Origin of the sequence: Rhizobium sp. Leaf306, assembly GCF_001423425.1 — a bacterium.
Lineage (GTDB): Bacteria > Pseudomonadota > Alphaproteobacteria > Rhizobiales > Rhizobiaceae > Neorhizobium > Neorhizobium soli.
The window spans coordinates 1,254,701-1,269,032 of the sequence record NZ_LMNX01000001.1 but is presented as its reverse complement, the minus strand read 5'-3'; the positions used below and the strand labels follow the sequence as shown (position 1 = coordinate 1,269,032).

Sequence of the window (14,332 nt, the reverse complement as noted above, 5' to 3'; positions counted from 1 at the left end):
TGTGCGACCTTCTCAAAGGAAGGCGTGCTGTCGGTTATTCTTCGTCAGTGTCTTCGTCGGTTTCGTCGTTCTGATTGGCGGCCTGCTGCTTGGCCGCCTTGTCAGCCCGCAACGCGTCGCGGATCAGTTCGTCGGTGAGGACAAGCTTTCCTTCGGACAGCGCCGTAAACGGAATGAGCAAATGCTGTGTCTCGCCATCGGCGACCTGATCGCGGTCGATCGTGAAGCCCTCGGACGTGACGTCGGTGATCTTGCCGCGAAAACGCTTGCGATTGTCGACCAGGATCGACGTCTCGCATTTCACGATATGGCCGTTCCAGCGCTCGAAATCGGATTTGCGCACCATCGGGCGATCGATGCCGGGCGACGACACTTCGAGATGATACTCGCGATCGATCGGATCTTCCACATCGAGAACGGGCGAGATCGCCATCGAGACGGCTTCACAGCCCTCGACATCCATCGTGCCATCGTTGCGTTCGGCCATGATCTGCAGCGTCGCGCCATTCTGATTGAGCATCCGGACGCGCACGAGGCGGAAGTCCATGGATGTCAGAACGGGCTCGATGATCTCGGCCACTCTCAGTTCAAGCCCGGTCTCGACGATCAGGCGCGGTTCGCTGTCGGTTTGTGGCATGCGCCCTCCGAATTCGTGCTCCCTGTCCGGTTTCCGGACGAGGGGGAGAAAAGCGATCGCCTAACAAAAAAGAGCGGGTCCGGGAGGGCCCACTCTTCATCGGACGATCAAGAATATGGCCTGCATATACGCTTTCACACCGGCGATTGCAAGACCGCCGCAAGACTCGTCGCATTCGCTCCGGTCCGTGATGGGGTTGGTGACAGCAGATCTCCATCATCGGGCATTTTAGGACATGACGCGGGTGGAATTTGTGGTCTTCAGGTCTATAACCCTTTGGTGACAGTGCCATGATGGGAGGAAGAGACTTGCCCGATCGGATTTCGACGCTGGCGCCGTTTCGGCTGCCGACGTTCCGAATGATCTGGATTGCCAGCATCGCGTCGAATTTCGGTGGGTTGATCCAGGCCGTCGGTGCCGCCTGGATGATGACGGCGATCGCCAGTTCGCAAGACATGGTGGCGCTGGTGCAGGCGTCCAACGCGTTGCCGATCATGCTGTTTTCGCTTGTCGCCGGGGCATTGGCCGACAATTACAATCGCCGAAGCCTAATGCTGACGGCGCAGGTCTTCATGCTGACCGTGTCGATTGCGCTGACGGTGTTTGCCTATCTCGGCCTGCTGACGCCGTGGCTTCTTTTGATGTTCACCTTCCTGATCGGCTGCGGCACGGCGCTCAACAACCCGTCCTGGCAGGCCTCGGTCGGCGATATCGTACCACGCGAAATCCTGCCGACCGCAGTGACGCTGAACAGCGTCGGCTTCAACATCACCCGCAGCGTCGGGCCGGCGATCGGCGGCGCGATCGTCGCAGCAGCAGGGGCTGCTGCCGCCTTCGCGGTCAACGCGATGAGCTATTTCGCGATCATCTATGCGCTGTTTCGCTGGAAGCCGCAGCGTGCCGACGATTCGCTTCCGCGCGAAACTTTGCTGCGGGCACTGTCCGCCGGCCTTGGCTACGTCGCGATGTCGCCGAATATTCTGAATGTGCTGCTGCGCGGCCTGCTGTTCGGTCTGACCGCAAGCGCTATTCTGGCCCTTCTGCCGATCGTTGCCCGCGATCTCGTGTCCGGTGGCCCGTTCACCTACGGCATCATGCTGGGCGCTTTCGGCATCGGCGCCGTCGCCGGTGCCATTGCCAATGCGAGGCTCAGGGAAAAGTTTTCGAGCGAGTGGATCGTCCGGTTCGCGTTCGTGGGCTTTGCCGCAAGCTCCGCCGTCATCGGCGCAAGCACGAATACGACGGTGACGGTGATCGCCCTCCTGTTCCCCGGCGCCTGCTGGGTTCTCGCGCTATCACTGTTCAACACGACCGTGCAGCTTTCGACGCCACGCTGGGTCGTCGGCCGTGCCTTGTCCTTCTACCAGACGGCAACCTTCGGCGGCATTGCTGCGGGCAGCTGGATGTGGGGTCTTCTGTCCGAAAACTTTGGCGCGTCGGTTGCACTCTCTATCGCGAGCCTCGCCATGCTTGTCGGCGCTCTCGTCGGCTGGCGCATGCCGCTGCCGCAGTTCGGCGATGTCAATCTTGATCCGCTCAACCGCTTCAACGCGCCGCTTCTGAGCCTCGCGCTGCAGCCGCGCAGCGGTCCGATCGTGCTCCAGATCGACTACCTCATCGGCGAGGCCGATATCCCCGAATTCCTGACCCTGATGGCACGCCGCAGACGGGTGCGTATCCGCGACGGTGCACGGCAGTGGGCCTTGATGCGCGATCTCGAACATCCCGACGTCTGGACGGAGACCTATCATACCGCCACCTGGGCGGATTACGTGCGCCACAACCAGCGGCGCATGCAGATGGATGCCGAAATCTGGGATGCGATCCGCAAGCTGCATCAGGGTGAAGAAGAACCGAAGGTCCATCGCATGATCGAGCGGCAGACGATCCCGCCCTCCACCGACATCATGCACAAGCCCCATATCGACTTTCACCACTAAGGCGAAAGGCCGGCGATTGTTACCTGAGCCGGGTCTTCAGCGATGCATCCGGATAGCAGGTCGGCGTCAGACCATTCTTTGCCTGCCAGTCGCCAAGCGCCCGGCGGGTCTTGAAGCCCGGCAGACCATCGACGTTTCCGACGTCGTAACCCTTGGCCACCAACGCCTTTTGCATGGCGAGCACGTCGGAGCGAAGCATCTTGCCGACGTCACCCCATGCGCCCTCGAAGGCGCCGGCGCCGTGGGCAATGCGATCGGCGAGATTGCCGATGAACAGCGCATAGAGGTCGGAGTTGTTGTATTCCTTGAGCACGTAGAAATTCGGCGTGACGACGAATTCCGGTCCGTTGCGGCCGGCAGGTACCAGCATCATGCCGGATGCCTTGAGATCGGCGGAAGGAAAAGGCTTGCCCGACACGCGGGTGATCCCGGTCGCCGCCCAGGCGGAGATCGGCTTGGCCAGATCCGGGCCTTCCTGGGCGCAGGAAACCTTGGCAGGAATGGAAACCTCGAAACCCCAGTCACGCCCGCGCTGCCAGCCTTCCTTCTGAAGATAGTGGGCTATGGACGCGAGCGAGTCGGGCACGGAATTCCAGATGTCCGGATGCCCGTCCTTGTCGAAATCGACGGCGTATTTCAGGTAGCTGGTCGGCATGAATTGCGGCTGGCCGAGAGCGCCCGCCCACGAACCCTTCATCGTCGCCGCATCCACGTCGCCGCGCTCGATCATCGTCAGCGCCGCAATCAACTCCTCACGGAACATCGGCTTGCGTGTGGACATGAAGGCCTTGGTCGCGAGAACCTCGAGTGCCGAATAGGGAAGCCGTGCCTTGCCGAAACCGGACTCGCGACCCCAGATGGCGACCACGATCTCACCGGGAACGCCGTAGGCGGCCTCGATCCGCTTCAGCGTCGCGGCATGTGTCGACGCAAGGCCGCGACCCGTTGCCGCCAGTCCTTGCAGCCGCTTTTCGGAGAAATAGGCGCCGGGGGAAGAGAACTCCGCCTGGCTCTGATCCTGGCTTTTCGGCGGCTTTGACCCCGGCGGCACCAGATCAGGAATGCTCCAGTTGAGCGAGATCCCGTTAAAGGCGGTTTTCAGTGTCCGCTCGGAAATGCCGGCTTTGCGGGCTTCCGGCCCAAGATCGCTGGCGATCCATCGCTGGAACTGCTTTTCCACATCCGGCTTGTTTTGGGCCATCACGGGCGGCGGAAGCAGGCAAAGGATGGCGCCAAGGGCGATGAGTGTCTTGCGCATGAAATCTCCTCAGATCGCCGTTCGTGCCCGAAGTGCCGCCGTCAGCGTGCCTTCGTCGAGATAGTCGAGCTCGCCGCCGACAGGCACGCCGTGCGCAAGCCGGGTGATCTTGACATCGATGCCGGCCAGCTGGTCGGTTATATAGTGTGCTGTGGTTTGTCCCTCGACCGTGGCGTTGACGGCGATGATGATTTCCTTGACCAAGCCTTCGCTCACCCGGTCGATCAGGCCGCGAATGTTAAGATCATCAGGTCCGACGCCATCGAGCGGAGACAGCGTGCCACCCAGCACGTGATAGGCCGCGTTCATCGCGCCTGCGCGCTCCAGCGCCCAGAGATCGGACACATCTTCGCAGACGATCAGCGTCGACTGGTCGCGTCGGATATCGGTGCAGACGGTGCAGGGATCGGACGTATCCACATTGCCGCAGCGCGAGCAGATCTTCACCTTGTCATAGGCTTCGCCCATCGCGTTCGACAGCGGACCGAGCAACTGGTCCTTCTTCTTGATAAGATGCAATGCCGCCCGGCGGGCCGAACGGGGGCCGAGACCCGGTACTTTCGCCAGAAGCTGGATGAGTTTTTCGATTTCGGGGCCGGTGACTCGCTTTGCCATGGTTCTCCTTTAGCCCATATGCAGGGGAAACGGAATCGACGAAGGACCAGCCGAATGAAACTTCTTAGCCTCTGCCTTGGTCATCCGGAAAAGCTTCCGGGCAAGAGCTACAAGACCGGCATCAACAAGATGCCGATGAGAAATCCGGTCATGATCGACGTGGAAGGCCTGGTCGGCGATGCCGTCTGCAATACGAAATATCATGGTGGCCCTGAGCAGGCGATCCTGCTCGAAGGCAGCCTGACGCTCGACTGGTGGCGGTCGCAACTCGGCCGTGATTTGCCGGATGGCACGTTTGGCGAAAACCTCGTGATCGAAGGGCTCGACAACCGCGACGTGGCCGCCGGCGATTGTTTCCGCATCGGTGCCGAGCTTGTTCTGCAGGCGACATCCGCCCGCACACCCTGCGCGACGCTTGCCGCCAAGATGGGCGATCCGACTTTCGTCAAAGCCTACCGAACGGCTGCTCGCCCCGGCATCTACTGCCGGGTGCTGACGCCGGGTTTTGCAGCGGCGGGCGATGCGGTCGAGTTCAGCGTCTACCAGGGAACGAGGGTTTCCATCCCGGAACTGCTCGCAAAATTCGGCAAGCGTCTTGGGGATGACGACCGGCAACGGTTTTTATCCGCACCCATCCATGCCGATATGCGAGAGGCGATCGAAGCCGGAAAACCCGCCAAGTTCTAACGAATAGGCGGGCCTTGTTGGCAGGCAGTTCCAAGAGGGAACGCCGGTCTCGTCTTAGAACGGCAGCTTCATGCCGGGCGGGATCGGCAGGCCGGCGGTCAGTTCCTTGGTCTTTTCGGCAGTGATCTCTTCTGCCCGGTCCTTTGCCAGCTTGTGGGCCGCAATGATCAGGTCTTCGAGAATCTCGGATTCGTCTTCCTTGAACAGGGACGGATCGATCTTCAGACCCAGCATGTCGCCCTTGCCGTTCATTCTTATGGTCACGAGGCCGCCACCGGCCGTGCCTTCGACTTCGAGAGCGGCGATATCCGCCTGCATCTTCTCCATCTTGGCCTGCATTTCCTTGACCTTGCCCATCATGCCCATGATGTCGCGCATCGGGATCTCCTCTTCCTGATTTTTAAAGTTCGATGTCGTCGCCCGGCAGGATATCGCCCTCGGCGCTTTCCACCACGGCTGGCGGCGGCAATTCGTCTGCGTCGATTTCGTCCTCGCTCACGCGGATCCGGACGTCGGTGATCTTTGCGCCGGGAAACTGCGACAGGATCGCCGCGACATCCGGATCGGAGCGGGCGTCGGTCAGCCGCGCCTCGCGCGCGGTTCCCTCTGCCTCGACCAATGTCGGCGAACCGTCTTCCTTGCTGAGGGAGACGATCCAGTGGATGCCGGTCCATTCCTTCAGCTTGACGCCGAGTTCACCCGGCAGCGTCGTTGGTCCGCCGTCGGTCAGGCGCATGTCGAGCCGGCCCGGTTCGATCTTCACCAGCCGCACAAAATTGCGCACCAGCGCCTTCAGCTTCGCGTCGCGGTTCTTGGAGCAGAGATCGACGATGTCGGCCAGCGAGCGAACAGCAACGCTGGGCTCGGGCTTTTCCTCGACACGGCCGACCGGCATCTCGCGCGGATTGTCGTTCGGCACGGCTTTCAGCATCGCGGTCGGTCCGCCTGACGGCATACGCTGCGACTGCATATCGATCCCGCGGGCATTGACCGGCGGCTGCGATGACGAAGTCTGGCCTGCGCCATTGCCGCCGCCATTCCCATTGGGCGCGCCGCGCTGGCCATCGCCACCGGAAAGGTCGGCAAGCCGACGCGCAGCGTCTTCCGGCGAGGGAAGGTGGGCGGCATGGGTCAGGCGGATCAGCACCATTTCGGCGGCACCGGCGGGGCGGGAAGAGTTCTCCGCTTCCGGAATGCCCTTGAGCAGCATCTGCCAGATCCGCGACAGGGTGCTGACGGCGATCGTCTCGGAAAATTCGCGACCGCGCACACGCTCGACTTCGCTCAGCGAAGGATCGTCCGCCGCTTCCGGGATATATTTGAAGCGCGTGACGAGATGGGTGAAGTCCGCAAGGTCGGTCAGAACCACGACAGGGTTGGCGCCGGCCTCGTATTGTGCGGTGAATTCGGAAAGGGCAGCCGTCACGTCGCCCTGCACGATCTGTTCGAACAGATCGACGATGCGGGCGCGGTCGGCAAGGCCAAGCATGCCGCGCACGGTATCGGCCACCACATGGCCTGCGCCATGGGCAATCGCCTGGTCGAGAAGGGACAGTCCGTCGCGAGCGGAGCCTTCAGCCGCGCGCGCGATCATCGACAGTGCCTCGGTCTCGGCCGGAATACCTTCCTTTTCGAGGATGGTCGTGAACAGGCCGACGAGATCGGCAGCACTGATCCGGCGGAGGTCAAAGCGCTGGCAGCGCGACAGGACGGTAATCGGCACCTTGCGGATTTCCGTCGTCGCGAAGATGAACTTCACATGCTCCGGCGGCTCTTCCAGCGTCTTCAGCAGGCCGTTGAAGGCCTGCGTGGAGAGCATGTGCACTTCGTCGATGATGTAGACTTTGTAGCGCGCCGAGACAGGCCGATAGCGCACCTGCTCGATGATCTCTCTGATATCGTCGATGCCGGTGTGCGAGGCTGCGTCCATCTCGATGACATCGACATGCCGACCTTCCATGATCGCCTGGCAGTGTTCGCCGGGGATACGCAGATCGATCGTCGGGCGGTCGATCTCGGCGGTCTTGTAATTGAGCGCACGCGCCAGAATGCGGGCAGTCGTGGTTTTGCCGACACCGCGCACACCGGTCAGCATATAGGCCTGGGCGATGCGGCCGGTCTCGAAGGCGTTGGTGAGTGTTCTCACCATCGGCTCCTGGCCGACCATCAGGTCGGAAAAATCCTTGGGACGGTATTTGCGGGCGAGAACCCGGTAGCCACTGCCGGAAGGCGTGGGCGCAGTCGGGTTGCTGGAATATGTCGGCCCGTCGTCGCTCATGAAAATCCTGCCAGCCTGTACGGGCCATTCCGGCCGTCAGAGACTGAGCGCGCCGGATGCTGACCAAGATGAGAGGGTGGGAGGCTGGCACGGCGACCCGTGCCTGGCTCGTTAGGGCTGCTTCCTTCCGGACCTGACCCGGTTGGCGAGTGGCTCGTCCACCACCAACCTCCCACCGCTCATATCGTCAATAACGCTTCCAAATGCAAGCCAAGCCTGTAAAAAACTACGACCAGATAAAAAAATTTAGGAGGAATGCTTGAGCGAGTTCGAACTGGACGGGCGCATTGCGCGGGACTCCGATCTCATCGCCACCCTCGATCTCTGTCAGCTGCGGATCCAGAATGACAGCCGCTGGCCGTGGCTTGTCATGGTGCCGCAGCGGGCCGACATGACCGAGATTTTCGAGCTTTCGGAGGCCGATCAGGCGCTCCTGTCGGCCGAGGTCAATCATGTTGCGGCCGCCTTGAATGCGATAACGGGCGCGACCAAGATTAATGTCGGTGCGCTTGGCAACATCGTCCGGCAGCTCCATGTTCATGTGATTGCCCGCTTCGAAGGCGATGCGAACTGGCCGGGCCCGATCTGGGGCTACGGATCCGCAGAACCGTATGATGGCGAAAAGATGCAGGCCCTGATGAACAGACTGATGGAAAAGCTTTCCCGATGAGCAGCATATTCGATACCGATACACCCCATCCCGACCCCAGCAGCCTCACGGCGTTCTCCGGCAACAAGCTCGACCGGCAGGCGGAAAACCGGGAAGACGACTGCATCGAGAAGGCGCTGTCCGTCGATGGCACCCATATCCTCGCCTTCTCCGGCAGCCGGGTCATTCTGAAGCACGACGGCCAGATCCTCGATCCGCTGTTTGCGGCTTACGAGCTGGCGGAGCTGAAGCCGGATTTCGACCGGGCCGTGCTGCTCGGCCATCACCAGAACGGCGAGCCGCGCGTCGCCGTCCCGGTCACGATCGCCGATGAAGAGCTTGCAAGCCATTACAAGCCGACCGAGGCGCGAGCTCTTTTCCGTGAAGGCCTGCTCGATGACGAGCTTCAGGGCGAGGTCGCCCAGGCCGTGTCCTTGCTCAACTGGAATGCCGCCAATATCTTCTGCGGCAAATGCGGCTCGCCCACCGAAATGAAGATCGGCGGCTACAAGCGCGTCTGCACGAAGTGTCAGCACATGATGTTTCCGCGCACCGACCCCGTCGTCATCATGATGACGATCGATGAGGAAAACGACCGCTGCCTGCTCGGACGCAGCCATCATTTCCAGGAGGGTATGTATTCCTGCCTGGCTGGCTTCGTCGAACCCGGCGAAACGATCGAACAGGCCGTCAGACGTGAAACCGTCGAGGAATCGGCGATCGAGATCGGACGCGTGCGCTATCACGCATCGCAGCCCTGGCCGATGCCGCATTCGCTGATGATCGGCTGTTTCGCCGAGGCGACGTCGACGGAGATCACCATCGATGCCCACGAAATGTCTGACGTTCGCTGGTTTTCGCGCGCCGAGGTGCAGGCGATGCTGGAGGCAGGCCCGGATGACAAGCCGTTCGGCCCCGCCAAGGGAGCGATTGCCTATCGGCTGATGCGCGACTGGATCGACTGGAAGCGCTGAAAGGAGCGCTTCCGCCCGTCAGCCTTTCTGCAGCGCGCCGCGCATCGGATGACCCTTGTAGGTTCCGAGGATGCGGACTTTCTCGGAGAAGAACCGCAGTTCTTCGAGCGCACGGCGCACAGGGGCATCGTCCGGATGCCCCTCGATATCCGCGTAGAACTGCGTCGCCACGAACTTGCCGCCCAGCTGATAGCTTTCGAGCTTCGTCATGTTGATGCCGTTGGTGGCAAATCCACCCATCGCCTTGTAGAGCGCAGCCGGAATGTTGCGCACGTTGAACACGAAGGTGGTGACGATCACGTCGTCGGCCTCGTTGCGCTGCACCCACTTCTCGTCGCGCGACAGGACCACGAACCGTGTGACATTGTTTTCCGTGTCCTCGACATTCTCAGCCAGAATGTCGAGCCCGTAGAGACTGGCCGCAAGCCGTGGCGCAAGGGCCGCCATCGAGCGGTCGCCCTTTTCGGAAACGAGTTTCGCAGCACCCGCCGTGTCGCCGGCAACAACGGCCTTCCAGCCATTGGCGCGGATGATCTTGCGGCACTGGCCAAGCGCGTGGATATGGCTGTGGACGGTGCGGATCTCCTCGCGCTCCACACCCGGCAGCACCATCAGCTGGAACCGGATCGGCATGAAATATTCGCCGACGATATGCAGACGCGATTCCGGCAGCAGGTAGTGAATGTCGGCAACACGGCCGGCGATGGTGTTTTCGATCGGGATCATCGCGAGATCCGAATCGCCGTTTTCCAGCGCCTGGAACGCATCCTCGAAGGTCGGGCAGGGCAGGGGTTCCATATCCGGAAACATGTCCCTGGACGCCATATCGGAATTGGCGCCGAATTCGCCCTGGAAGGAAATGCGGTTGGTCGAGGCATTCATGAGGCTGATCCGTTACAAACCGCGGGAGGAGAGGATGGCGCGTGCCTTTTCAAGGTCGGCCGGCGTGTCGACGCCCAGCGGCACCGACGCGACGATTTCGGCATCGATGCGCATGCCGGCTTCAAGTGCCCGCAGCTGTTCGAGTGATTCGCGCTTTTCGAGCACCGAAGGGCCGAGCGCCACGAATTTCTCGAGTGCAGTGCGGCGGTAGGCGTAAAGCCCGATATGATGGTAAAGTGGTCCGTTGCCGTAAGGAGCTGTGGCGCGGGTAAAATAGAGCGCCTTCAGCCGCGTGTCCGAGAGAGGCGAACCGACGATCTTGACCACGTTCGGATTGGTCTTCTCATGCTCGTCAGTGATTTCGACGGTAAGCGTGGCGATATCCGTCTGCGGGCTGTCCAGCAGCGGCTTGAGCGAGGCGCGCACGACGTCGGCTTCCACGGTCGGCAGGTCGCCCTGCACGTTGATGACGTATTCCACCTTGCCGTCAGGGTCCGCCTTGGTCAGCGCTTCGAAGATCCGATCGGAACCCGACTGGTGGTCTTCGCGGGTCATGACCACCTCGAAGCCTGCAGCTTTCACCACATCGAAAATGTCCTGATGGTCCACGGCAACGACGATGCGACCGACATTGGCCTCCTCGGCGCGCTTTGCGACCTGCACGATCATGGGAAGGCCGGCGATGTCTGCGAGCGGCTTGCCGGGAAGGCGCGTCGACGCCATTCGTGCTGGAATGAGGACGAGCGTCCGGTCGAAAGCCGTGTAAGTCATCGTAAAACCTTCCAATCCAGCCTGTGCAGTGGCAAAAAGTCTCAAGCAGAACGAGCGTATCGTGTTGCAAGGCCTCTGCAAAAGACATAGCTTCCAAACAAATTCAAGGTGCCTGCTTTGGGACGGCGGGCCGGTGAGGAGAATTTGCTGATGAATCCCTATGTAAACATGTCGGTAGGCGCATTGCTTGCCACGGTTTTCGTGATGATGTCCGTATCGATCGCGTCGGAGGGGATTTTCCACTCGCCGTCGCCTGAGAAGGAAGGATTTGCAATCGCCGCGCTGGAAGAGCCAGCCGGCGGCGAAGCGGCTGCCGGTGGCGGTGCCGCGGAAGTTGTCCCTGTTGGTCAGCTGATGGCGGGTGCCGATGCCGCTGCCGGCGCAACGGTATTCAAGAAGTGTCAGAGCTGTCACTCCATTGAAAAGGGAGGCCCCAACAAGGTGGGTCCCGATCTATGGGGTGTTGTGAACCGTCCGATCGCCAGCCATGAGGGCTTTTCCTACTCTGCTGCCATGAAGGATTTCTCCAAGGGCGGCGCGGAGACCTGGACGTTCGATCACCTCAACCACTTCCTCGTTGCGCCCAAGGCCTACGTGAAGGGGACAGCGATGGGCTTTGCCGGCTTGAAGAACGACAAGGAACGCGGCAACCTGCTTGCTTATATCCGCGAACAGTCTGATAGCCCTGCGCCACTGCCTGAACCCGGCGCTGCACCCGCTCCCGCCCCGACGAATTGATCCCACCCGGCGGCAGACATTCCGATCACGACAGCAGCCAACCCCAGAAGCTTACGGTGATAAGGCCGAACGCTGTCGTGATGCTGATGGTCGAGGCGGCAAGGCTTTGTCCGGACCTGAACCGCTGGGCAATCAGCCAGGCATTGATGCCCGTTGGAACAGAAGAGGTCAAAACCAGAGCGGCCGCCCAGTCCCGCGGCAGCCCGATCGCATGGCTTGTGGCGAACACGATCGCCGGCATCAGGGTAAGCTTCAGGACTGCAACGGCCGTGGCGAGATTGATATCGCCACGGATCGGATAACGGGTCAGCGCCATGCCGATTGAAATCAGCGCCACCGGCCCGGCTGAGGCGGCGATCTGGTTGACGACAGGCAGCACGGACGTGGGGATCGAGAAGCCCAGAAGATTGAACGGTATCCCGATCGCGATCGCGATCACGAGCGGATTGCGGACCAGGTTGCTGGCGACCTGCCGCAGAACCACGGAAAGCGTGCGCTTCTGTGTGCCGTCGACCCGCGCAGTTGCCCCCTCCATCAGGATCGAGCCGGCGATCATCATGATCGGCAGATGGATGGCGAGCAGGATCGAGACGGCAAGAAGCCCTTCCTTGCCAACCATGTGATCGATCAACGGCAGGCCGATGAAGATGTTGTTGGCAAACGCACTCGACATGCCCGCGATGACGCCGACCTTGGCATCCCGTGCGAAGAACCGCGTGGCCATCAGATGCCCGGTCGTCCATGTGACGGCAACGGCAATGAAATAGGCGCTCCACAGCCCGAAGGGAGAGACGCCGCCAAAATGGGCGTCCGCAACCGTCCGGAAGATCAGCATCGGAACCGCGATCTTGAAGACGTATTCCCCCAGCGCGTCACCGGTTTCGGCCTTCAAAAGCCCGGTTTTGGCGGCGAGCCAGCCCATCAGGATCAGGATGAAGACGGGCAGCACATTGGCGAAGACTGACGACACGGAGGCGGCTTTCGGAGGAGACTGTTATCTGCGTCTAGCGCAGATCTGGCTGAACGACAAATGCGTCGGGCGCAAACCCGTTGCAGGCGAAAGCCGAAAACAGAAAAGCGGGGCTTGATCCCCGCTTCCTTCCCCGGTCCAGCCAGGGGTGTCCAAACGCTTCGTCGCCAGTTCATCCGTGGTCGACATCAGCAATCGGATGATCGTTATCTAGGGGCTCACCATGACGGGAGAATGACAGCTGCGGATTTTTGGAGCCTTAGTGCCGACAGCGTTTTTTGCTTCCCATCACGGCTAAAGGCGAATACCCGTTCTCTCATCCATTCATTCGAAAGAGGATCAGAGCCGGATGCCGAAATTCGACGTGCTAACCATCGGCAATGCCATCGTGGACATCCTCGCGCGCTGCGACGATCAATTCCTCGGCGACAACGCGATCATCAAGGGTGCGATGAACCTGATCAATGCCGAGCGCGCCGAACTTCTCTACTCGAAGATGGGTCCTGCGGTCGAAGCCTCAGGCGGTTCCGCCGGCAACACAGCGGCCGGCGTTGCCAGTCTCGGCGGCAGGGCTGCCTACTTCGGCAAGGTCGCCAACGATCAGCTCGGCACCATTTTCCAGCATGATATCCGTGCCCAGGGTGTCCACTACGAAACAAAGCCTGACGGTGTTCATCCACCGACCGCCCGTTCGATGATTTTCGTGACGCCGGATGGCGAGCGTTCGATGAACACCTATCTCGGCGCCTGCGTCGAACTCGGTCCTGAACATGTCGAGGAAGACGTGGTGGCCGAATCGAAGGTGACCTATTTCGAAGGTTACTTGTGGGATCCGCCGCGCGCCAAGGATGCGATCCGCGAAGCAGCCCGCATCGCCCATGCGCATGGTCGTGAAGTCTCGATGACGCTGTCGGATCCGTTCTGCGTCGGCCGCTACCGCGAGGAATTCCTGGAGCTGATGAAATCCGGCATCGTGGATATCGTCTTTGCCAACAAGCAGGAACTTCTGTCGCTCTACGAGACGGACGATTTCGAGCTCGCCCTCGGCAAGATCGCTCACGATTGCAAGCTGGCGGCCATCACGCTGAGCGAGGAAGGTGCTGTTCTCGTGCGTGGCAAGGAACGGATCGCGATCCCGGCCTATGCCATCGAGGAACTCGTCGATACGACCGGTGCCGGCGATCTGTTCGCCGCCGGCTTTCTCTACGGCTATACCGCAGATCGTTCGCTTGAGGATTGCGGCAAGCTTGGCTGCCTGGTCGCGGCCATCGTCATTCAGCAGATCGGGCCGCGGCCGATGGTCTCGCTCGCGCAGGCGGCGAAGGAAAGAGGCCTTATTTAAAGGCCTCTCCCGGGTAAGCGCCCCAGATTTCCGCCTGGGCGATCCAGCCCTCTGCACCATTCGCTTCCGCATGGCACCAGTCGCCATTGCATTCGCTGATCTTGATCATCACGCCGGGCTCGAGCTTTGCAGTGAGGCCCGCGGATTGCTGCGGTTCGTTGCGCATGTTGACATAGATGTCCTTGCCCTTGCCGCGCATCCACGGCGCTGCAACGGCCGTGCGCTCGCCCGATAGCAGGGCCTGGTTGACCCAGCCCTCCGTGCCCTCGGCATCGCGAACACGGCGCCAGTTGTCGTATTCCTGGATGATTTCCATCGGGGTTCCCGACTTCATGTACATCCATGACACCGCATAATCCGTGCTCGGACCGATGCGGATGTTCACTTTTCTCGATTTCAGGCTGACGAAACGGGGAAGCGGCAGGCCGCTTGCGCCCTTGGCAACGCCCTGTGCAAGTGCGCCGTCGGCGCCGGAAAGGCAGGTGAGGAGCCCGATCGAGGCTGCAAGGAAGGATGTAAAGAATGTTCTGCGCATGAATCTCATTCCGGCTGAAATTCCACAAGCGTTCCTGTCCATGCGAGGTTTTGTTT

Annotated in this window: 15 protein-coding genes and 1 other RNA gene; 6 read left to right on the top strand and 10 right to left on the bottom strand. The window is 61.1% G+C overall.

Annotated elements, in window-relative coordinates; all coding sequences use genetic code 11:
- Positions 1-34 precede the first annotated feature (34 nt).
- Positions 35-637, bottom strand: coding sequence for a ribosome maturation factor RimP (gene rimP / locus ASG19_RS06005; RefSeq protein ID WP_062454201.1), 603 nt, complete (start codon positions 635-637; stop codon positions 35-37).
- 290 nt (positions 638-927) lie between these two features.
- Here rimP and ASG19_RS06000 point away from each other — a divergent pair, with 290 nt between their 5' ends.
- A complete protein-coding gene (locus ASG19_RS06000) occupies positions 928-2,577 on the top strand; it encodes an MFS transporter (RefSeq protein ID WP_062454200.1) in 1,650 nt (549 codons plus the stop codon).
- 19 nt (positions 2,578-2,596) lie between these two features.
- On the opposite strand, the gene ASG19_RS05995 is transcribed toward ASG19_RS06000, so the two are convergent.
- Both ASG19_RS05995 and recR read right to left on the bottom strand, forming a co-directional pair.
- A complete protein-coding gene (locus ASG19_RS05995) occupies positions 2,597-3,778 on the bottom strand; it encodes a lytic murein transglycosylase (protein WP_244476116.1) in 1,182 nt (393 codons plus the stop codon).
- Positions 3,779-3,844: 66 nt separating this feature from the next.
- On the bottom strand, positions 3,845-4,450 hold the full coding sequence (gene recR / locus ASG19_RS05990; RefSeq protein ID WP_062454198.1) for a recombination mediator RecR: 606 nt from the start codon (positions 4,448-4,450) through the stop codon (positions 3,845-3,847).
- A gap of 54 nt (positions 4,451-4,504) precedes the next feature.
- On the opposite strand from recR, the gene ASG19_RS05985 reads away from it, so the two are divergent.
- A complete protein-coding gene (locus ASG19_RS05985) occupies positions 4,505-5,137 on the top strand; it encodes an MOSC domain-containing protein (protein WP_062454197.1) in 633 nt (210 codons plus the stop codon).
- A gap of 54 nt (positions 5,138-5,191) precedes the next feature.
- Here the strand turns inward: ASG19_RS05985 and ASG19_RS05980 are convergent, their stop codons facing one another.
- From ASG19_RS05980 to ffs, 3 genes are all read right to left on the bottom strand, one after another.
- A complete protein-coding gene (locus tag ASG19_RS05980) occupies positions 5,192-5,515 on the bottom strand; it encodes a YbaB/EbfC family nucleoid-associated protein (RefSeq protein ID WP_062454196.1) in 324 nt (107 codons plus the stop codon).
- A 22-nt stretch (positions 5,516-5,537) separates the two neighbouring features.
- Entirely contained in the window at positions 5,538-7,415 is a 1,878-nt protein-coding gene (locus ASG19_RS05975; protein WP_062454195.1) for a DNA polymerase III subunit gamma/tau, read from the bottom strand.
- A gap of 76 nt (positions 7,416-7,491) precedes the next feature.
- An RNA gene (gene ffs, locus ASG19_RS05970) (signal recognition particle sRNA small type) lies at positions 7,492-7,588 on the bottom strand.
- An 86-nt stretch (positions 7,589-7,674) separates the two neighbouring features.
- On the opposite strand from ffs, the gene ASG19_RS05965 reads away from it, so the two are divergent.
- Together ASG19_RS05965 and nudC are read left to right on the top strand one after the other, a co-directional pair.
- The gene (locus tag ASG19_RS05965) at positions 7,675-8,085 is read left to right on the top strand and encodes an HIT family protein (protein WP_062454194.1); all 411 of its coding nucleotides are present in this window, start codon (positions 7,675-7,677) and stop codon (positions 8,083-8,085) included.
- Positions 8,082-9,038 (top strand): NAD(+) diphosphatase, encoded by a 957-nt coding sequence (nudC, locus tag ASG19_RS05960; protein ID WP_062454193.1) that lies wholly within the window; start codon positions 8,082-8,084, stop codon positions 9,036-9,038. The genes ASG19_RS05965 and nudC overlap by 4 nt, the downstream gene beginning before the upstream one ends.
- A gap of 18 nt (positions 9,039-9,056) precedes the next feature.
- Here nudC and ASG19_RS05955 read toward each other — a convergent pair whose 3' ends face one another.
- Positions 9,057-9,920 carry a prephenate dehydratase gene (locus ASG19_RS05955; RefSeq protein WP_062454192.1) on the bottom strand — a complete coding sequence of 288 codons (864 nt, stop codon included), beginning with the start codon at positions 9,918-9,920 and terminating at the stop codon, positions 9,057-9,059.
- 12 nt (positions 9,921-9,932) lie between these two features.
- Entirely contained in the window at positions 9,933-10,691 is a 759-nt protein-coding gene (locus ASG19_RS05950; protein WP_062454191.1) for a 3-deoxy-manno-octulosonate cytidylyltransferase, read from the bottom strand.
- A 150-nt stretch (positions 10,692-10,841) separates the two neighbouring features.
- On the opposite strand from ASG19_RS05950, the gene ASG19_RS05945 reads away from it, so the two are divergent.
- Positions 10,842-11,429, top strand: coding sequence for a cytochrome c family protein (locus ASG19_RS05945; RefSeq protein ID WP_062454190.1), 588 nt, complete (start codon positions 10,842-10,844; stop codon positions 11,427-11,429).
- Between the two features lie 25 nt (positions 11,430-11,454).
- On the opposite strand, the gene ASG19_RS05940 is transcribed toward ASG19_RS05945, so the two are convergent.
- Positions 11,455-12,399 carry an AEC family transporter gene (locus tag ASG19_RS05940; RefSeq protein ID WP_062454189.1) on the bottom strand — a complete coding sequence of 315 codons (945 nt, stop codon included), beginning with the start codon at positions 12,397-12,399 and terminating at the stop codon, positions 11,455-11,457.
- Between the two features lie 349 nt (positions 12,400-12,748).
- Here ASG19_RS05940 and ASG19_RS05935 point away from each other — a divergent pair, with 349 nt between their 5' ends.
- Complete coding sequence (locus ASG19_RS05935; RefSeq protein ID WP_062454188.1) at positions 12,749-13,741, top strand: adenosine kinase; 993 nt, start codon at positions 12,749-12,751, stop codon at positions 13,739-13,741.
- On the opposite strand, the gene ASG19_RS05930 is transcribed toward ASG19_RS05935, so the two are convergent.
- On the bottom strand, positions 13,734-14,276 hold the full coding sequence (locus ASG19_RS05930) for an SH3 domain-containing protein (RefSeq protein ID WP_062454187.1): 543 nt from the start codon (positions 14,274-14,276) through the stop codon (positions 13,734-13,736). The genes ASG19_RS05935 and ASG19_RS05930 overlap by 8 nt on opposite strands.
- Positions 14,277-14,332 lie beyond the last annotated feature (56 nt).

Coding starts and splice junctions, on each gene's coding strand:
- rimP (WP_062454201.1), bottom strand. CDS start 637: ATGCCACAAACCGACAGCGAACCGCGCCTGATCGTCGAGACCGGGCTT.
- ASG19_RS06000 (WP_062454200.1), top strand. CDS start 928: ATGATGGGAGGAAGAGACTTGCCCGATCGGATTTCGACGCTGGCGCCG.
- ASG19_RS05995 (WP_244476116.1), bottom strand. CDS start 3,778: ATGGCCCAAAACAAGCCGGATGTGGAAAAGCAGTTCCAGCGATGGATC.
- recR (WP_062454198.1), bottom strand. CDS start 4,450: ATGGCAAAGCGAGTCACCGGCCCCGAAATCGAAAAACTCATCCAGCTT.
- ASG19_RS05985 (WP_062454197.1), top strand. CDS start 4,505: ATGAAACTTCTTAGCCTCTGCCTTGGTCATCCGGAAAAGCTTCCGGGC.
- ASG19_RS05980 (WP_062454196.1), bottom strand. CDS start 5,515: ATGCGCGACATCATGGGCATGATGGGCAAGGTCAAGGAAATGCAGGCC.
- ASG19_RS05975 (WP_062454195.1), bottom strand. CDS start 7,415: ATGAGCGACGACGGGCCGACATATTCCAGCAACCCGACTGCGCCCACG.
- nudC (WP_062454193.1), top strand. CDS start 8,082: ATGAGCAGCATATTCGATACCGATACACCCCATCCCGACCCCAGCAGC.
- ASG19_RS05955 (WP_062454192.1), bottom strand. CDS start 9,920: ATGAATGCCTCGACCAACCGCATTTCCTTCCAGGGCGAATTCGGCGCC.
- ASG19_RS05950 (WP_062454191.1), bottom strand. CDS start 10,691: ATGACTTACACGGCTTTCGACCGGACGCTCGTCCTCATTCCAGCACGA.
- ASG19_RS05945 (WP_062454190.1), top strand. CDS start 10,842: ATGAATCCCTATGTAAACATGTCGGTAGGCGCATTGCTTGCCACGGTT.
- ASG19_RS05935 (WP_062454188.1), top strand. CDS start 12,749: ATGCCGAAATTCGACGTGCTAACCATCGGCAATGCCATCGTGGACATC.
- ASG19_RS05930 (WP_062454187.1), bottom strand. CDS start 14,276: ATGCGCAGAACATTCTTTACATCCTTCCTTGCAGCCTCGATCGGGCTC.